The organism is Nocardioides salsibiostraticola (assembly GCF_054783655.1).
Map to the genome: position 1 here is coordinate 348,628 of NZ_BAAGQD010000025.1, position 15,762 is coordinate 364,389.

A 15,762-nucleotide genomic window follows, 5' to 3' on the forward strand; every position below is an offset into this window, starting at 1 on the left:
CCTACTTCTCGGAGGTGTGGTCGGGGGCGTCGAGCGCGCTCAACTCGTCGAGCGCTGGGCGCAGGTAGGCGACCAGTGCGGGAAGGTCGGGCACCAGTTCGGGGCAGGAGAGGACCGAGAAGTTGAGGCGGTCGACGTACGACCAGGCCGTCATGTTGAGGCCGATGCCCTCGAGGACGGGGCCCACACTGAACAGGTCGCTCAGCCCGGCGCCGGAGATCGTGGCGTACTCCCGCGGCCCGGCGACGTTGGAGACGATCACGTTGAACGGCGCCGCGTGTCGAGCGGCCGTGCGCTTGCGCGAGTAGAGCCGGACGGCTGCGGCGAACGGCGCAGGAGGGGTGAACTGCACCCAGTCGGTGAGCATGTTCGCCCCCAATGCCTGCTGCATCTTCTTCGCCTCCGCCGTCACCCGTGAGATGGTCTGCAGTCGCTCGGCGGGGTCGTCGACGTCGGTCGCGAGGGTGGTGAAGAGGTTGGAGACCCGGTTCCCGGCCAGTCGCGGTGCCGCGTCCTTCGCATCGGTTCCGACCGGTACGCCGGCCACCAGCGGACCGCTCGGCCGCTCACCGCGGTCGTCCATCCAGTTGCGCAACGCGCCCGCGACCATGGCCAGCACCACGTCGTTGACGGTGACGCCGTGGGTGCGGCGTACCTCCTTGACCTGCTCGAGGGGCACCGAGCAGGTGGCGAACACCCGCCTGGTGGACAGCGGGCCGTTGAACGAGACGCGGGGAGCGTCCAGGACGGGGCGTGGGGTGGAGGTGGTCGCTCCGCGGCGGTGGCGGCCGAGTGCGAACAGTCCCCGGATGGTGCGCCAGACCAGGGCCGGCACGTCCCCGAGTTGGCGGATGGCGTCCAGTAGCGCCGAGGTGACCAGGGTGCGGCGGGTCGGGGTGGGCTCCAGGGTCCCGGGGAGGTCTTCGCTCTCCGGGAGGGGCGGAAGCGGGACGCCCTGGGTGTCCGCGACATTGGCGAGCAGGGCGTTGGCTGCCGCCCCGTCGGCCAGGGCGTGGTGCATCTTGCCGACCACGGCCACCCGGCCGTCGGCGAGGCCTTCGCACAGGTGCATCTCCCACAAGGGGTGGCGACGGTCCAGGCCGGTGCTGGCGATCTCGCCGATCAGGGTCTCGAGCTCGCGCATGCCGCCGGGGGCGGCGACATGGTGGTGGAACAGGTGGCGGTCGGGGTTCAGCGGACGGTCGGCGATCCAGACCGGGTGGTTGAGCCCGAACGGCACCGGCAGGACCCGACGGCGTAGCGGAGGCAGATCCTCGATCCGCGACATCATCGTGCGGCGGAAGCGATCGAAGGTGACACCCGGCTGGGGTTCGAGGATGGAGATCTTCAGCGTGTGCTGATGCATCGTCGGGGTCTCCATGTAGAGGAACCCGGCGTCGGCGCCGTCCATCCGCTCCACGGCTCAGCCCGCCGAGTTCTCGGGGAGCAGCCGCTTCATGACCTTGCCGGTGGCGTTGCGCGGCAACTCGTCGAGGACCGTCACCTCGCGGGGCACCTTGAACCCGGCGAGCTGCGCCTTCACGTGCGCCTTGAGGTCATCGACGCTGACCTCCGAGCGCAGCACCACGAAGGCGGCGAGGCGCTGGCCGAACTGGTCGTCGTCGACCCCGATCACGGCCGCTTCGTGGACGGCGGGGTGTGCGGCGAGGGTCTCCTCGACCTCGAGGGGGTAGACGTTCTCCCCTCCCGAGACGATCATCTCGTCGTCGCGACCCACGACGTAGAGCCGTCCCGCGTCGTCGAGGCGACCCACGTCTCCGGAGACCATGTAGGCCTCGTGGAAGGACTTGGTCTCACCCGAGGTGTAGCCCTCGAACTGGGAGCCGCTGGCCACCGTGATCCGGCCGACGCCGCCGACCGGGAGGTCCCGGTCATGGTCGTCGAGAATCCGCACCTCGGTGCCCACCACGGGTCGCCCGGCGGTGTCGGGGGCGACGCGCAGATCGGCGGGGACAGCGGTGCTGATCAGTCCGGCCTCGGTGGCGTTGTAGCTGTTGTAGATGCAGTCGCCGAAGCGATCCATGAAGGAGATCACTGCCTCACCCCGCATCCGCGATCCGCTGGCGGTGGCGAACCGCAGGGAGGGCGCGGGGTGCCGGTCGAGCACCTCGGTGGGCAGATCGATGATCCGCTCGAGCATGACGGGTACGACGGCCAGCCCGGTTGCGTCGTACTCCTCGACGAGCGCGAGCGTGGCCTCTGGATCGAAGCGTCGACGCATCACGACGGTGCAGGTCATCGTGGCGGCGATGGCGAGTTGGCCGAAGCCCCAGGCGTGGAACATCGGGGCCGCGACGATGACGGTCTCTTCGGCCTTCCACGGGATCCGGTCGAGCATCGCCGCGAGCGCACCCGCGCCGCCACCGCCGCCACGGCGGGCGCCCTTGGGGGTGCCGGTGGTGCCGGAGGTGAGCAGGACGACGCGGCCGGACTGCGGCGCCTTGGGCGGTCGCACGCCGCGGTGGGTGGCGATCAACTGGTCGATGGTCGGGGTGCCCTCCGACGTGCTGTCGGTCCAGCCGTGGACCTCGATCAGGGAGGCGAGGCCGTCACGGCCGGTCCTCGCGGTGGCCACGATCTCGGCGAACTCGTCGTCGAAGATCATCACGTCGGCGCCCTCGCGTTCGAGGACGTCGCCGAGTTGGGGGCCGGAGAAGGAGGTGTTGAGCAGTAGTACGTCGGCACCGAGTTTGGCGCCCGCGGCCAGCGCCTCGACGAAGCCTCGGTGGTTGCGGCAGAGCACCCCGAGGGTGCGGACCTGACCACTGGTGGTGAGCCCGGTGAGACCGACGGCCAGGGCGTCCGAGCGGTGCTCGAGTTCGCGCCAGGTCAGCGAGCCACGCTCGTCGATCAGGGCCGTTCCGTGGGGTCGGCGGGCGGCGGCGAGGGACATGCCGGTGGTGGGGGTCACGCCCTGGCGGCGTACGACCAAGCCCATCCGGAGGTACTTGTCGGGGCGCAGTGGAGCGATCATCCCGCTGCGGACGAGCATGGCGAAGACCCACAGTCCGTGGCGGAGGGTCCGCAGCGCGCCCATCAGCCCAGCACCGGGAAGCGCCGCTGGCGGACCAGTTCGTCGACCGCGGCCTGCATCCGGGCGCGGACCTCGCGGTCGACCTCGTCGATGTCGGGGTCGTCGCCGAACTCGGCGCGGATGTCGATCGGCGCCAGCACCTCGGTGCGGATTTTGGTGGGGAGGGGCAGGTTCGGGGTGAGGGCCAGCGAGAGCCCGAAGGGGAAGCCGAATCCGATGGGCATGTATTTGGTCCGGATCAGCTTGTCCAGGCGGAGCAGTTTGGCCAGTCCCTCGCCGCGGGAGAGGAAGATCTGGGTCTCCTGACCACCGACGCTCACCGTGGGCACGATGGGCACATCGCAGGCCAGGGCGGTGCGGACGTAGCCGGTGCGCCCGTCGAAGTCGATGACGTTGGCCTTGCTGGAGGGCCGGAAGGTGTCGTAGTCCCCGCCGGGGAAGACGAACGTGACCCCGCCCGAGCGCAGCGCGGCCTCAGCGTTGGCGCGGGTGGCGGGCAGGAAGCCGGCCCGTCGGAAGAAGGGTCCGCCGCTCGCGGTGAAGAGAAGATCGTGGGCCAGGACGTAGAACGGTCGGTCGGTGCCGAAGTGTTCGGTGAAGGCGACCGCGAGGATCGGGACGTCCATCGCCAGTAGGCCGCCGGAGTGGTTGGACACCAGCAGCGCCCCGCCGTCCGGGACGTGCTCCATGCCGGTGACCTCGGAGCGGAAGTAGCCCTTCATGGCCAACCGGAGCAGGGGGATCAGTCGTTTGACGTGTTCACCGTCGCGCTGGCTGAGGTCTTCGGCGTCGGTGGACGAGGCGGGTTCGGTCACCAGTGTCATCCTGCCGCCCCGAGCATGCGGGCGCGCGGCTTTCGGCCCATTACCCGGGCCTGTAGGCAGGTGGTCCAGTCGAACCGACGCCAGTCGTCGGGGTCCTGAGCGAGACGGTCGGCCAGCGCGGCCAGGCTCAGGGGGTTGGAGACCAGTCCGACGTGGCTGCTGGGGACGTGGATGTTCTCGGCGACCGCAGCCTGGTTGAGGGCGGTGGCTTCGGCGGGGTCGAGGTCGTCGACGCGGCAACCGCGCCAGTGGGCGATGCCGTCGGTGCGCGACCAGATCGCCGTCAGGGGAACCGGGACAGGGCCGCGCAACTCGGCCACGATCTCCTCCGCGCGCTCGGTGATCCCGAACTTCACCCGGGCGCGTTCGAACATGCCGGTGGCGCGCGTGCGTTCGCCCTCGGCCCGCCAGGGGGAGCCGAGGCACACGACCTGGCGTACGGCGTCGGGTCGTTGGTGGGCCAGCCATCGGGCGAGGAGTCCACCGAAACTCCAGCCGACGAGGCTGACGGGGGTATCGCCGTCGTAAACCTCGTCGAGGCGGGTCAGCAGGCCGTCGACGATGTGGTCGGTGAGCCCGACGTTGCGGCCCAACCCCCACGGGTGCGGGTCGTAGCCGAGGCCTGCGAGGTGTCCGCGGAGTCGCGCGGTGAGGCCGTCGGTGGCGTAGAAGCCGGGCAGCACCAGCACCGGGCGGCCGTCGCCCTCGTTGCGGCGGGGGGTGATCAGATCCAGGACGGATGAGGAGGCGAACTCGACGCCCACACGGGGAAGTTCGGCCGCGGTGAGCAGGGGATGGGGTGCGCCGTAGGAGTCGTCGAGCGCCTCGTCGGCGCTCTGACCTGCGGTGATGGCGCGGTCGACGGTATGGAAGTCGTACATGGGAGCCTTTCCACCCGACGGGACCGCCGAGGTTCCCGCAGTGTCACCCATACCGTCGGTATGGCACAAGGGTGTGCGTCACGTCACTCACGAGGTGAGATCAGCGCGGTGTGGGCCCCTGTAGCTCGGTGATCTCGAGTTCGCCGTCGGCGTACTGCGCCCGGATGACCTTCTTGTCGAACTTGCCGACGCTGGTCTTGGGGACCTCGGAGATGAAGGCCCATCGCTCGGGGAGCTGCCACTTGGCGAACTTGTCCTCGAGTGCAGCTCTCAGGGTCTCGGCGTCGGTGGTCTCGCCCTCACGCAGGACGACGGCGACCAGGGGGCGTTCGTCCCAAGCCGGATCGGGGACGCCGATGACCGCGGCCTCGGCGACCTGGGGCAGGGCCATGACGGCGTTCTCGAGGTCGACTGAGGAGATCCATTCGCCGCCGGACTTGATGACGTCCTTGGACCGGTCGACCAGGGTGAGGTATCCGTTGGGCGTCACCTTGCCGATGTCGCCGGTGCGCAGCCAGCCGTCGTGGAACTTCTCGGGATCCAGGACGCTGCCGTCGGGGGAGTAGTAGGAGCCGGTGATCCAGGGGCCCTTGACCTCGAGCTCGCCCAGGCTCTCGCCGTCGTGGGCGACGATGCCGCCGTCGTCGTCGATGAGTCGTGCTTGGACGGCGGGCGCGAACTGGCCCTGGCTGATCCGGTAGTCCCAGGCCTCCTCCGCGGTCGCCCGGGCTGGAGGGTGCGCGATGCTGCCCAGCGGGGAGGTCTCGGTCATCCCCCAGGCGTGCAGGATGCGGACGCCGTGCTCCTGCTCGAAGGCCTTCATCATCGACGGCGGCACCGCGGATCCGCCGACGACCACGTCGCGCAGGTGGGTGATGTCCTGGGGGTGGGTGGCGAGTTGGGCCAGGACCCCTGTCCAGATGGTGGGTACGGCGGCCGCGAAGGTCGGCTTCTGCGTCGCCATCATCTCGAGGATCGGTTCGGGCTGGAGGAAGCGGTCGGGCATCAGGAGGTTGGCGCCGGAGAGGAGGGCGGCGTACGGCAGGCCCCAGGCGTTGGCGTGGAACATCGGCACGATCGCGAGCACGTTGTCGTGGCCGGACAGCGCCATGCCGTCGGCGCTGCACACATGCATCGAGTGCAGGACGTTGGAGCGATGGGAGTAGACGACACCCTTGGGGTCGCCGGTCGTCCCGGAGGTGTAGCACATGGCCGCGGCGTACCGCTCGTCCACGATCGGGTAGTCGTACTCCTCCGGTTGGCCGTCGAGGAGTTGCTCGTAGGAGTGGACGTTGACCCCGGCCGGGGCGTCGAGTGAGGCAGCGTCCCCGCCGATGACGATCACGTGTTGCACGGTCGTCATGCCGGGCAGGACCCCGGCGAGCAGCGGCACCAGGGTGGCGTCGACGAGAATGACCTTGTCCTCGGCGTGGTTGGCCACGAAGGTCAGCTGCTCGGGGAAGAGCCGGATGTTCAGGGCGTGCAGTACCGCACCCATCGCCGGGATGGCGCTGTAGGCGACCAGGTGCTCGTTGTTGTTCCACATGAACGTCGCGACGCGCTCGGTGCGCTCGACCCCCAGCCCGGCCAGGGCGTTGGCCAGTTTCGCCGCCTCGACACCGAGTTGGGCGTAGGTCAGCGTGCGTACGCCGGACCCGGTCCAGGTCGTCACCTCGGAGTCGGCCTTCGCGGTGCTGGCGTAGCGCAGCAATGTGGCGAGGGAGAGTGGTTCGTCCTGCATGGTGCTCAACATGGGGTTCTCCTCGACCGAGGCGGGTGAGCGATCGCGCGTTCACCCGCAGCTTGTTGGTGTTCCAGGAACGTACACGGTGGCAGGCGGCCGCGGGGGTCGCTCGGAGGACTGTCTGCGTCGCGTTATCCACAGATTTGAGCCAGTTGGTCGATGCCTCTTGACTATGAACTGGTGTTCTATTAGCGTTTGTTCATGGACTCGGACGACACGGAAAACACGCCACCTCAGGAGCCGTCCGACTCCGCCCCCACGCCGACCGACCTGATCGTGGAGGTCCGTCGCCAGCGTCGGGTGGCCGCGAAAGCTGAGGCCCAGATCCTGCGGTTGGCTGTGGAGTGGGCGCACTCCCATCCCGAGCTCGATGGTGACGAGGTGGTGTGGTGGCGGCCGGGCAAGAAGGGCCAGGCCTACGCCGAGTCGGTTGGTGCGGCGATGGACGAGGACGGGTCTCCGGATCCGACCACGGTGGCGGACTTCGAGGAGTTGGAGTGGTTCGCGATCCCACAAATCCGGTGGGACGCCGCGGCCCCGTTCGCGGCCGCGAACGCGATGTCCACGACCGCTGGTCGGGTGCTGTTGCGCGATGCGTTGGTGTTGTTCCACCGCCTGCCGAAGCTGTATCGCCGGGTGGTGCACGGGATGGTGCCGTTGTGGAAGGCCCGCAAGGTCGCCGTCGCCGTCCTGGGTCGACCCGATGACGTGGTGGCCTACGTCGATGAGAAGTACGCACCCCTCGCTGCGTCCTCAGGTCTGGGCAAGCTCGAGGAGTTCTTGGACGAGGCGATGCTGCGGTTGTATCCCGAGCAGCACGAACACGACCGCCTCGATGCGTTAGGCAAACGTCACGCCACCCTCGAAGAGGGAGACTTGTCGTTGACCAACGGGTTGGCCTACTTCCAGGTCTGTGGTGACTGGTTGGACCTCAAGGAGTTCGACCTCACCGTCTCTGCGGTTGCTGAGGCGTTGAAGCACACCGAGGCCGGGGAGCACGAGTCACTCGACACCCGCCGCTCCATGGCCGTGGGGGTGTTGGCGGACCCCGAGGCCGCCGCTCAGTTACTCAAGGATCATGAGGCGGCCGGTGGGAAACCCCGCCGCCGTTTGGAGTTGGTGTTGCACCTGACCCCCGAGACGTTGGCCGGCCGCGATGTCGTGGTCACCGACGATGGGGGTCGGGTCTGGTTCGCCGACCAAGTCGCGGAGTGGGCTTCCCGCCCCGACACCTCGGTCAGTGTCCGGGGGCTGATCGACCTGACCGACCTCGGTGACCACGACGATCACGACGGCGAGGATGCCTACGTCGCGTCCACGACGTTGCGTGAGTCGGTGATCCTGCGCGACACCACCTGCGTGTTCCCCTTCTGCCGCCGGACCGCCCGGGCCTGCGACCTGGACCACATCTGCCCCTTCCGCGAATCGGGGGTCACATGTGAATGCAATCTGGCTCCGTTGTGTCGACATCACCACCAGTTGAAAACCCATGCGGGGTGGCGATACCGAGTGGTCGAACCCGGGATCTATCGGTGGACCGATCCCCATCGCCAGCATTTCCTGAGAACCCGCGACGGCACCATCGACATGACGGTCATCCCAGGCGAAGACAGACCCGAAGGATCATCCACTGCCGCCTGACAGTCCGTGTACGGCAGGATCAGCGCATGGTAAATCTGCGATGGCGCCCGTGATGGATGCGATCAGTACTGACGATGTGGATTTGATCCTGGTCACCTGCGTAAAGACCAAGCGATCAACGCCGGCGGCGGCGAAGGATCTCTACATCTCGGATCTCTTCAAGAAGCAGCGACGCTATGCCGAAGGGCGGGCGCTTCCATGGTTCATCCTTTCGGCTGAGCATGGTCTGGTGCAGCCTGAAGATTGGCTCTCCCCGTACGAGCGCTACTTGCCGGACATGAGTTCGGCGTACCGGACTGCGTGGGCCAGTTGGGTCGCCGCTCGATTGGACGTCGTTGCGGGTGCACTCGAAGGTGCGGTGGTCGAGGTCCACGCGAGTTCCACTTACGTGACTGCTCTGCGCCCACACTTAGAGAGCCTGGGCGCCAAAGTGATCACTCCGCTGGCGGGTTTGGGTCAAGGGCAGCGCTTAGCCTGGTACCTGGGCAGGGCCTCCGCAGGCGACGCTGAGTCCGGAGGGGCCGAGTTCGTCCAAGACGATTTTAACGACGAGGTCGCCCGATTCGTGACCGATCTTCGCGCGCACGAGTCGGCCATCACTCCACCGGACTTCGTGGCGGGCAACGTGTCCATCGACATCGACCAGGCTGGTCTCTACAGCTGGTGGGTGGATGAGCCCGGCGCTAATGAACTTGCTCGCGGGCTTGAGTTCCCGCTGACCGCAGGCATGATCTACGCCGGCCTGGCCGGGGCGACCAAGTGGCCCAGTGGAAAGAGATCGACCAACACGCTGCGCAAACGGGTTCGAGACATGCACCTAGGTGGTCGCCACGAGTTCTCCACGTTTCGCCGGACTTTGGGGGCGATCCTCGCGAACGCTCGAGAAGAGACCGAGATCGACGAGACCGCTCTTACCGAGTGGATGTACGCCCACCTCAAGGTGGTGGCGCTGGCTCATGACGATCCCGACACACTCGGCAAACTCGAGCGGCAGGTCCTCGCAGAACTGGACCCTCCGCTCAACCTCGCCAGTGTGGGTAAGTCGCCCTCGCGTACGCGATTGAGTGAACTACGGCGCAATCACCGATGACGGTCTAGTCTCACCCCCACCTTCGACGAACCAGGGGATCCGTGTCCGCGCAGTTGATGACCCACGCCATCTCGGCCGTCTGGCAGTCGGCGGACATCGACGACATCGCCCTCAACATCCCCGAGGGGTTGACCCTCGGCACCAAGATCCTGATCGCGGTCTTCCTCTTCGGTGTTGCCCTGAGCGTCAAGCTCTCCGACTTCCGCGACATCACCCGTCGCCCAGGGGTCTTCGCCGTCGCGCTGGCCACCCAGTTCGTCGTCATCCCCGCCGTCAGCCTCGGGCTGATTGCCCTGCTCGACGTCCAGGCGTCTGTCGCGCTCGGTCTCCTGCTCGTGGTGTGTCTGCCCGCCGGCAACCTGTCGAACCTGCTGACTTTCCGCGCCCGCGGTGACGTCGCGCTCTCGGTCTCCCTGACCACCCTGTCGAGCGCCGGTGCTGTCCTGATCACCCCGATCGCCCTGGCCTTCTGGGGCTCGCTCTCCCCGCAGGTCGCCGACACCCTCGAGGAGGTCGACCTCTCACCACTCGACGTGCTGATCGACGTCGGACTCCTCATCGGCTTGCCCTTCGCCGCCGGAGTCCTCGTCGCCCACAAGTTCCCCGAGTTCTCCGAGCGCACCAAGAAGTTCGTCGAACCCGCCGTCGTCACGCTGCTGACCCTGCTGATCGTGGGCGGACTGGCAGGGAACGCCTCCACCGCACTGGATTACATCAAGATCGTGGCCCTGGCCGTGATCGGCCAGAACCTCCTCTCCCTCGGCATCGGATACGCCGCAGCCTCGGCCTGCCGACTCCCCACCGCCGCCCGCCGCGCCATGACCCTCGAGATGGGCATCCGCAACACCGCGCTCGGACTCGTCCTTGCCCTGACCTTCTTCCCCGAGCAGGGTGGGGTCGCGGTCACCGTCGCGTTGTGGGGTCTGTGGGACCTGATCACCGGGTTCGGGTTGTCGACGTACTGGAAACGAACGGCCGACAACGATGCCCACCTGGCACCAACTCCGTGACAGTAGCCTAGAACACGTTCTAGTCTGCGGGCATGACTTCCCAGCCGGACCGCCAACTGCTCACGTCGTACGTCGCCGGCTCCGAACCCCGCTTCGTCGACTACACCCGAGCCCCCGAGGGTGCGCCAAACGTGGTGATGGTGGTCCTCGACGATGTCGGGTTCGCCCAACTCGGCTGTTTCGGCGCGACCATCGACACCCCCAACATCGACCGCCTCGCCGCCGGCGGCCTGCGCTACAACAGGTTCCACGTCACCTCGGTCTGCTCCTCCACCCGCGCGGCGCTCCACACCGGCCGCAACCACCACGCCGTCGGGATGGGCGTCACCGAGGAGGCCGCCCTCGGCTTCCCCGGCTACACCGGTCGGATCCCCAAGTCCGCCGCGTTCCTGGCCCGCGTCCTGCGCGACGGCGGCTACAACACGATGTCGGTCGGCAAGTGGCACATGACCCCCAAGACCGACTACTCCGCCGCCGGCCCCTACGACCAGTGGCCCCTGGGCGTCGGCTTCGAGCGCTTCTACGGTTTCCTCGGCGCTGAGACCAGCCAGTGGACCCCCGATCTGGTTCGCGACAACAGCCACATCGACCCCCCGAGGACCCCGCAGGAGGGCTACCACCTCACCGAGGACCTGGTCGATGAGTCGATCCGGATGATCCAGGACCAACAGCAGGCCGAGGCCCGCAAGCCGTTCTTCCTGCACCTCGCCACCGGTGCCGCCCACGCCCCCCACCAGGTCCCCGACGAATGGGTCGTTCCCTACGAGGGTGCCTTCGACGACGGCTGGGAGGCCTGGCGCGAACGGGTCTTCGAACGCCAGGTCGCGGCGGGCGTCGTACCCGCCGACACCGTGTTGACCCCTCGGCCCTCCTGGGTCCCCGAGTGGTCGACCCTGCCGCCCGAGCAGCGCCGCCTCTTCGCCCGCTACATGGAGGTCTTCGCCGGGTTCATGACCCACACCGACCACCACCTCGGCCGCCTGTTCGACTACCTCGACCAGCGTGGCATCGCCGACAACACCATGGTCATGGTGCTCTCCGACAACGGCGCCAGCGCCGAGGGCGGCGTCACCGGCACCCTCAACGAGGCCGCCGCCTGGCTCGGCCAGGGCGAGTCGGTCGAGGAGGCCGTCGAGAAGTCCGACGACATCGGCGGCCACGACGCCTACAACCACTACCCCTTCGGATGGGCGTGGGCCGGTAACACTCCGCTGCGCCTGTGGAAGCGCTACGCGTGGCTCGGCGGGGTCCGCACCCCGCTCGTCCTCACCTGGGGCGACCGTGTGCAGACCAAGGGCGCCATCCGCGACCAGTTCTGCCACGCGGTCGACGTCTACTCCACCGTCCTGGACGCCGCCGGCATCGCCGCGCCCACCGCCGTGGACGGCATCACCCAGCAACCCATCGACGGCGCCTCCCTGCTCCCCTCGATCGACGAGGCCGACGCCGCCGAGCACCGACGCCTCCAATATTTCGAGATGATGGGCTCCCGCGGGATCTATCACGACGGCTGGAAGGCGGTGACCGACTACGTCGCCAACCAGTTCGGCGAGCGTGAGGTCCTGCCCGGCAGCTACGACTTCAACACCGACCACTGGTCGCTGTTCCGCCTCACCGACGACTTCTCCGAGGCCAACGACGTCTCCGCCGACCACCCCGACGTCGTACGCCGCCTCGAGCAGCTCTGGTGGGCCGAGGCCGGCCGCAACCAGGTGCTCCCGCTCTTCGAGTTCCCCGAGTCCATGGCCCACATGCACCCTGGCGCCTACCCGCAACCCGACCGCGTCCACTTCACCCCCGGCGGCGGACCGGTCCAGGACTGCCAGTTGCCCGCCACCATCGGCGGCTTCGAACTACGCGCCCGGATCGTCGTCCCCGACGACGGGGCCGAAGGCGTCCTCACCGCGCTGGGCGACCGGCACGGCGGCTGGGGGTGGTACCTCCTCGACAGTCGTCCCGTCGCGACCTTCGCGATGTACGAAGGCCCCATCCGACTCGCCGGCGTCGACGCGCTGACGCCCGGCGCCCACGACCTCTCGTTGCGCTACGTCCCGGGCATGGAACCGATCGTCGCCCTGCTCGTCGACGGTGTCGAGGTCGACTCGGCCCCCATGCCGGGACTGTTCTTCTTCCCCAACCTCTCCACCGCAGCCAGCGGCATGCTGGTCGGTCGGGACCGTGGATTCCCGGTGAGCAGCGACTACGCCCCGCCGTTCCCCTTCACCGGTGAGCTGGTCGGGGTCGACCTCATCAGCGGCGCCCCCCAAGCCGTCCCGGACCCCGAGACCGCACTCAAGGCAGCCCTGGCCTCGGACTGAGACAGGACCACTAGCCTGAGTCGGTGCCGCCGAGATCCCCCCTTCCCCCGCGGCACGGGCTGAACGCTGCCTGGCTGCGTACGCCGGACCGATCGCCGGTCTCGCAATGGGCGACCATGGGGGAGTGGCTGCACCACCGGCTCCCCGAGCACGTCGAGGTCGACGAGATGCTCACCGGCGAACGCTTCGTCTACGACGACCTGCAACCCGTCCGCGAGGAAGACGCCTACGCGCCGCACACCTTCATGTGGTTCCACCGCGACCTGCGCGAGGAGGCGCCGGTCCCTGGGGAGCTGCGGATCCTGCACCACGACGATCGCCTGGTCGTGGTCGACAAGCCGGCCTTCCTGGCCACCATTCCCCGAGGCAAACACGTCCAGCAGAGTGTCGTCGTACGACTCAGGGCCGAGCTGGGATTGCCCGAGCTTTCCCCGATGCACCGCCTGGACCGGGTCACTTCCGGGGTGCTGATGCTGGCCACCGAACGCCGCTGGCGATCCCACTACCAACTGATGTTCGAGCACCGTCGCGTCACCAAGACCTACCTCGCCCTCGCGGGCTGGCGCGGAGACCTGACCCTCCCGCTCACGGTGCGCAACCACCTGCACAAGGAGCCGGGCGTTCACCAGGCCACCGTGATCCCGGACGCCCCGGCGAATGCCGAGACCCTCGTCGAGCTGGATCATCGGGTCGACGATCAAGCGGTCTATCGGCTGAGCCCGCGCACCGGCAAGACTCACCAACTCCGGTTGCACCTGAACGGGCTCGGGATCCCGATCGTCGACGACCCGCTCTACCCCTACGAATGGGGTCGCTCGGTCGACGACTTCAGCCGGCCGCTCCAACTGCTGGCCAGCGAGTTGGCCTTCATCGATCCGGTCGACGGAACCCAACGCAGGTTCGTCAGCGAGCGGACCCTGCCGCTGCCCTCTGCCACGGGGTGAGGGCGGTCGTCTGAGGCGCCCTCAGTTGTAGCGGTGGTTCTTCGCCGAGTGCCCCTGCTCCCGGGTGCACGTGCGGCCGTTCATCGACCGGTGTCCACACAGAGCCTCGGTCGGTTCCTCCGCGTCGGCGGGCGACTGCGTCGCAGCCGAGGGGGAAGCCTCCTTCGGTGCCACCGGCGCGGCCTTGGCGGGCTTGGCTGTGGCGGCGCCCGGCTTCTTCGCGGCTTTCTGGGCGGCCTCGTAGCGGGCTTCGCGCATCGCGCGGAGGTTGTCCATCTTGCTCATGACTGCATCACCCGGCGAACTGTAGTCCCGGGCATCGACACTCCCGTCGGGTGCTGGTCGACGACCAGGAACGCCAAGCCACAGCGCGGAGGCCATCTCTGGCCTACAGTCGAAACCACCCGTCGTTCGACCGCCCCCCGTATCAAGGAAATCACCCCATGCGCAGAGCACTTTTTGCCCTCCTCGCCTCACTACTCCTCGTCGGTGGCCTCCCGGCCACCATGCCTGTCGCCCAGGCGGGGCCGAGTCAGGAGCGGACCGAGAAGCGGATCATCAAGCTGCACAACAAGGCCCGGGCGGCCAAGGGCATCAAGCGGACGTTGAAGGCGAACAACTGCCTCGACCGGTTCGCCGAGAGGCAGGCCCGTCGACAGGCCCGCAAGACGAAGCTCTATCACCAGGACCTGTCGCCGGTCATCCGAGCGTGCGGGATGTCGATCGTCGGCGAGAACGTCGCCTACGGCTATCCCACCGCCTGGAAGGTGCACCGGGCGTGGATGTCCTCGAAGGGACACCGGGCCAACATCCTGAAGCGGAAGTTCAACAAGATCGGCGTCGGTATGGCGCTGTCGAAGAAGGGCGTGCCCTACTACGCCGCCGTGTTCGGCAGACGCTGACCCCGTGCTCTGATCCTGTGCTCTAGCCGCCTCAGCTCGGCAGCAGTTGCCGAGCCGTCACCTTGGTTGCCGCGACGTACATGTGTTGGATTCGGCTACCGGCGGGCCAGGCGGGCGCATCGACGGCTTCGGTCGGTGTCTCCATCCCGTCGGCGAGTTGAAGCACGCCACGGATCAGCACGCTCCACCCCGACCGGGTGAAAGCGTCGGTCTCGTCGGCCTCGAAGGCGACCTCCTGACCCACCACGTCGTGCAGCCAAGTCGAGTACGGCGCGGTGCGTAGCCACACCCGACCGTCCACCACCGTGAAGTTGAGGGGGATGATGCTCAGCCCCTCGGGCCCGTTCCAAGCGATTCGTCCGGTCTCGGTGCTGGCGAGGTAGGCCCAGGCCTCCTCCGTGGGGAGTTCGACCAGCCGCCCGCCGTACGTCATGACGCCCCGTCCGGGTCGGCCTCCGGGACCAGGGCCACCGTCGTCTCGGATCGTTCGAGGATCGCGATCGACAGGGAGCCGTAGACGATCCGGGACAACAGGCCGTACTGGTGCCGGCCGACCACGAGCAGGTCCACCTGATGGGCGATCTCGGCGAAGGTGTCGGTGACCAGGCCCGTGGCGAGTTCCAAGGTCACCACCACGTCGGGGAACTCCTCGCCCAGACCCGCCACCGACTCGCTGAGCATCAACTTCGCGTCCTCCGGATCGCGGGGCATCACCCCGTAGATAGCGCCCTGTACGTCCCACAGACAGTGCATGACGGTCAAGGGAAGCCCGCGCAGGGACGCTTGGCGGAAGGCGAACTCGACCACCGGCAGTGACGCAGCCGATCCGTCCGCACCCACGACCACGCCGCGGCTCGCGTTCTCCGGGTGGGGGCGGCAGACGACCACCGGGCACGCGGAGGATCGGGCGATCGCCGCACTGACCGAACCCATGAGGGTGCTGCGCAGGGGCCCGCGTCCCCGAGAACCAACGACGATCAACGAGGCCACCTCGGAGGCGTCGATCAGCGCGTTGCGTGGATCGGCGGAGATGATGCGCGACTCCACCGTGACCTTGGGGAAGTGTTCAGCCACGCGGGCAGTCGCCTCCTCGATGAGTTGACGGGAGGCCTCCTCGAGTTCGCGCCGCAACTCCGCGCTACTCATCGCGGCCTGCGCGATCCAGCCCTCGTACATCATGGAGACCTCGACCCCCGCGCACATCAGGGTCAGGGTCCGCCCCTCCAGGGAGGCTTGTTCGGCCGCCCAGTCCAAGGCGCGTTGGGCGTGTTCCGAGCCATCCAGACCCACCACGATCGAGCCGACGGTCACCGCATCATGTTGTTCGCTCATGCCTCACAGTCTGGACCCGCG

General features: G+C 68.0%; 14 protein-coding genes. 6 read left to right on the top strand and 8 right to left on the bottom strand.

Features of this window, described 5'->3' with window-relative positions; translation table 11 throughout:
- Window position 1: 1 nt before the first annotated feature.
- The 5 genes from ACYVLV_RS13970 to ACYVLV_RS13990 are packed head-to-tail and all read right to left on the bottom strand — an operon-like array spanning window position 2 to window position 6,513.
- A complete protein-coding gene (locus ACYVLV_RS13970) occupies window positions 2-1,411 on the bottom strand; it encodes a WS/DGAT/MGAT family O-acyltransferase (RefSeq protein ID WP_460810824.1) in 1,410 nt (469 codons plus the stop codon).
- 12 nt (window positions 1,412-1,423) lie between these two features.
- Entirely contained in the window at window positions 1,424-3,058 is a 1,635-nt protein-coding gene (locus tag ACYVLV_RS13975; RefSeq protein WP_460810827.1) for an AMP-binding protein, read from the bottom strand.
- Entirely contained in the window at window positions 3,058-3,870 is an 813-nt protein-coding gene (locus ACYVLV_RS13980; RefSeq protein WP_460810829.1) for a lysophospholipid acyltransferase family protein, read from the bottom strand. Before ACYVLV_RS13980 ends, ACYVLV_RS13975 begins: the two co-directional genes overlap by 1 nt.
- Window positions 3,871-3,875: 5 nt before the next feature.
- The gene (locus tag ACYVLV_RS13985; RefSeq protein ID WP_460810832.1) at window positions 3,876-4,811 is read right to left on the bottom strand and encodes an alpha/beta fold hydrolase; all 936 of its coding nucleotides are present in this window, start codon (window positions 4,809-4,811) and stop codon (window positions 3,876-3,878) included.
- A 49-nt stretch (window positions 4,812-4,860) separates the two neighbouring features.
- Window positions 4,861-6,513, bottom strand: a complete 1,653-nt coding sequence (locus ACYVLV_RS13990; protein WP_460810834.1) for a long-chain fatty acid--CoA ligase — start codon at window positions 6,511-6,513, stop codon at window positions 4,861-4,863.
- A gap of 192 nt (window positions 6,514-6,705) precedes the next feature.
- On the opposite strand from ACYVLV_RS13990, the gene ACYVLV_RS13995 reads away from it, so the two are divergent.
- The 5 genes from ACYVLV_RS13995 (at window position 6,706) to ACYVLV_RS14015 (ending at window position 13,507) form a co-directional block, all read left to right on the top strand.
- Entirely contained in the window at window positions 6,706-8,145 is a 1,440-nt protein-coding gene (locus ACYVLV_RS13995) for an HNH endonuclease signature motif containing protein (protein ID WP_460810835.1), read from the top strand.
- Window positions 8,146-8,197: 52 nt separating this feature from the next.
- Complete coding sequence (locus tag ACYVLV_RS14000) at window positions 8,198-9,235, top strand: DUF6884 domain-containing protein (RefSeq protein ID WP_460811014.1); 1,038 nt, start codon at window positions 8,198-8,200, stop codon at window positions 9,233-9,235.
- 41 nt (window positions 9,236-9,276) lie between these two features.
- Entirely contained in the window at window positions 9,277-10,245 is a 969-nt protein-coding gene (locus ACYVLV_RS14005) for a bile acid:sodium symporter family protein (protein ID WP_460810836.1), read from the top strand.
- 32 nt (window positions 10,246-10,277) lie between these two features.
- Entirely contained in the window at window positions 10,278-12,563 is a 2,286-nt protein-coding gene (locus ACYVLV_RS14010) for an arylsulfatase (RefSeq protein ID WP_460810837.1), read from the top strand.
- A 116-nt stretch (window positions 12,564-12,679) separates the two neighbouring features.
- Complete coding sequence (locus ACYVLV_RS14015) at window positions 12,680-13,507, top strand: pseudouridine synthase (protein WP_460811016.1); 828 nt, start codon at window positions 12,680-12,682, stop codon at window positions 13,505-13,507.
- Window positions 13,508-13,528: 21 nt separating this feature from the next.
- Here ACYVLV_RS14015 and ACYVLV_RS14020 read toward each other — a convergent pair whose 3' ends face one another.
- Complete coding sequence (locus ACYVLV_RS14020; protein ID WP_460810839.1) at window positions 13,529-13,792, bottom strand: hypothetical protein; 264 nt, start codon at window positions 13,790-13,792, stop codon at window positions 13,529-13,531.
- Window positions 13,793-13,950: 158 nt separating this feature from the next.
- On the opposite strand from ACYVLV_RS14020, the gene ACYVLV_RS14025 reads away from it, so the two are divergent.
- A complete protein-coding gene (locus ACYVLV_RS14025) occupies window positions 13,951-14,409 on the top strand; it encodes a CAP domain-containing protein (RefSeq protein WP_460810840.1) in 459 nt (152 codons plus the stop codon).
- Window positions 14,410-14,440: 31 nt separating this feature from the next.
- On the opposite strand, the gene ACYVLV_RS14030 is transcribed toward ACYVLV_RS14025, so the two are convergent.
- Entirely contained in the window at window positions 14,441-14,842 is a 402-nt protein-coding gene (locus tag ACYVLV_RS14030) for a pyridoxamine 5'-phosphate oxidase family protein (protein WP_460810841.1), read from the bottom strand.
- Window positions 14,839-15,741, bottom strand: a complete 903-nt coding sequence (locus ACYVLV_RS14035; protein ID WP_460810843.1) for a universal stress protein — start codon at window positions 15,739-15,741, stop codon at window positions 14,839-14,841. The genes ACYVLV_RS14030 and ACYVLV_RS14035 overlap by 4 nt, the downstream gene beginning before the upstream one ends.
- Between the last annotated feature and the right edge of the window lie 21 nt (window positions 15,742-15,762).

Coding starts and splice junctions, on each gene's coding strand:
- ACYVLV_RS13970 (WP_460810824.1), bottom strand. CDS start 1,411: ATGGACGGCGCCGACGCCGGGTTCCTCTACATGGAGACCCCGACGATG.
- ACYVLV_RS13975 (WP_460810827.1), bottom strand. CDS start 3,058: ATGGGCGCGCTGCGGACCCTCCGCCACGGACTGTGGGTCTTCGCCATG.
- ACYVLV_RS13985 (WP_460810832.1), bottom strand. CDS start 4,811: ATGGGTGACACTGCGGGAACCTCGGCGGTCCCGTCGGGTGGAAAGGCT.
- ACYVLV_RS13990 (WP_460810834.1), bottom strand. CDS start 6,513: ATGTTGAGCACCATGCAGGACGAACCACTCTCCCTCGCCACATTGCTG.
- ACYVLV_RS13995 (WP_460810835.1), top strand. CDS start 6,706: ATGGACTCGGACGACACGGAAAACACGCCACCTCAGGAGCCGTCCGAC.
- ACYVLV_RS14000 (WP_460811014.1), top strand. CDS start 8,198: ATGGATGCGATCAGTACTGACGATGTGGATTTGATCCTGGTCACCTGC.
- ACYVLV_RS14010 (WP_460810837.1), top strand. CDS start 10,278: ATGACTTCCCAGCCGGACCGCCAACTGCTCACGTCGTACGTCGCCGGC.
- ACYVLV_RS14015 (WP_460811016.1), top strand. CDS start 12,680: ATGGGGGAGTGGCTGCACCACCGGCTCCCCGAGCACGTCGAGGTCGAC.
- ACYVLV_RS14020 (WP_460810839.1), bottom strand. CDS start 13,792: ATGAGCAAGATGGACAACCTCCGCGCGATGCGCGAAGCCCGCTACGAG.
- ACYVLV_RS14025 (WP_460810840.1), top strand. CDS start 13,951: ATGCGCAGAGCACTTTTTGCCCTCCTCGCCTCACTACTCCTCGTCGGT.
- ACYVLV_RS14030 (WP_460810841.1), bottom strand. CDS start 14,842: ATGACGTACGGCGGGCGGCTGGTCGAACTCCCCACGGAGGAGGCCTGG.
- ACYVLV_RS14035 (WP_460810843.1), bottom strand. CDS start 15,741: ATGAGCGAACAACATGATGCGGTGACCGTCGGCTCGATCGTGGTGGGT.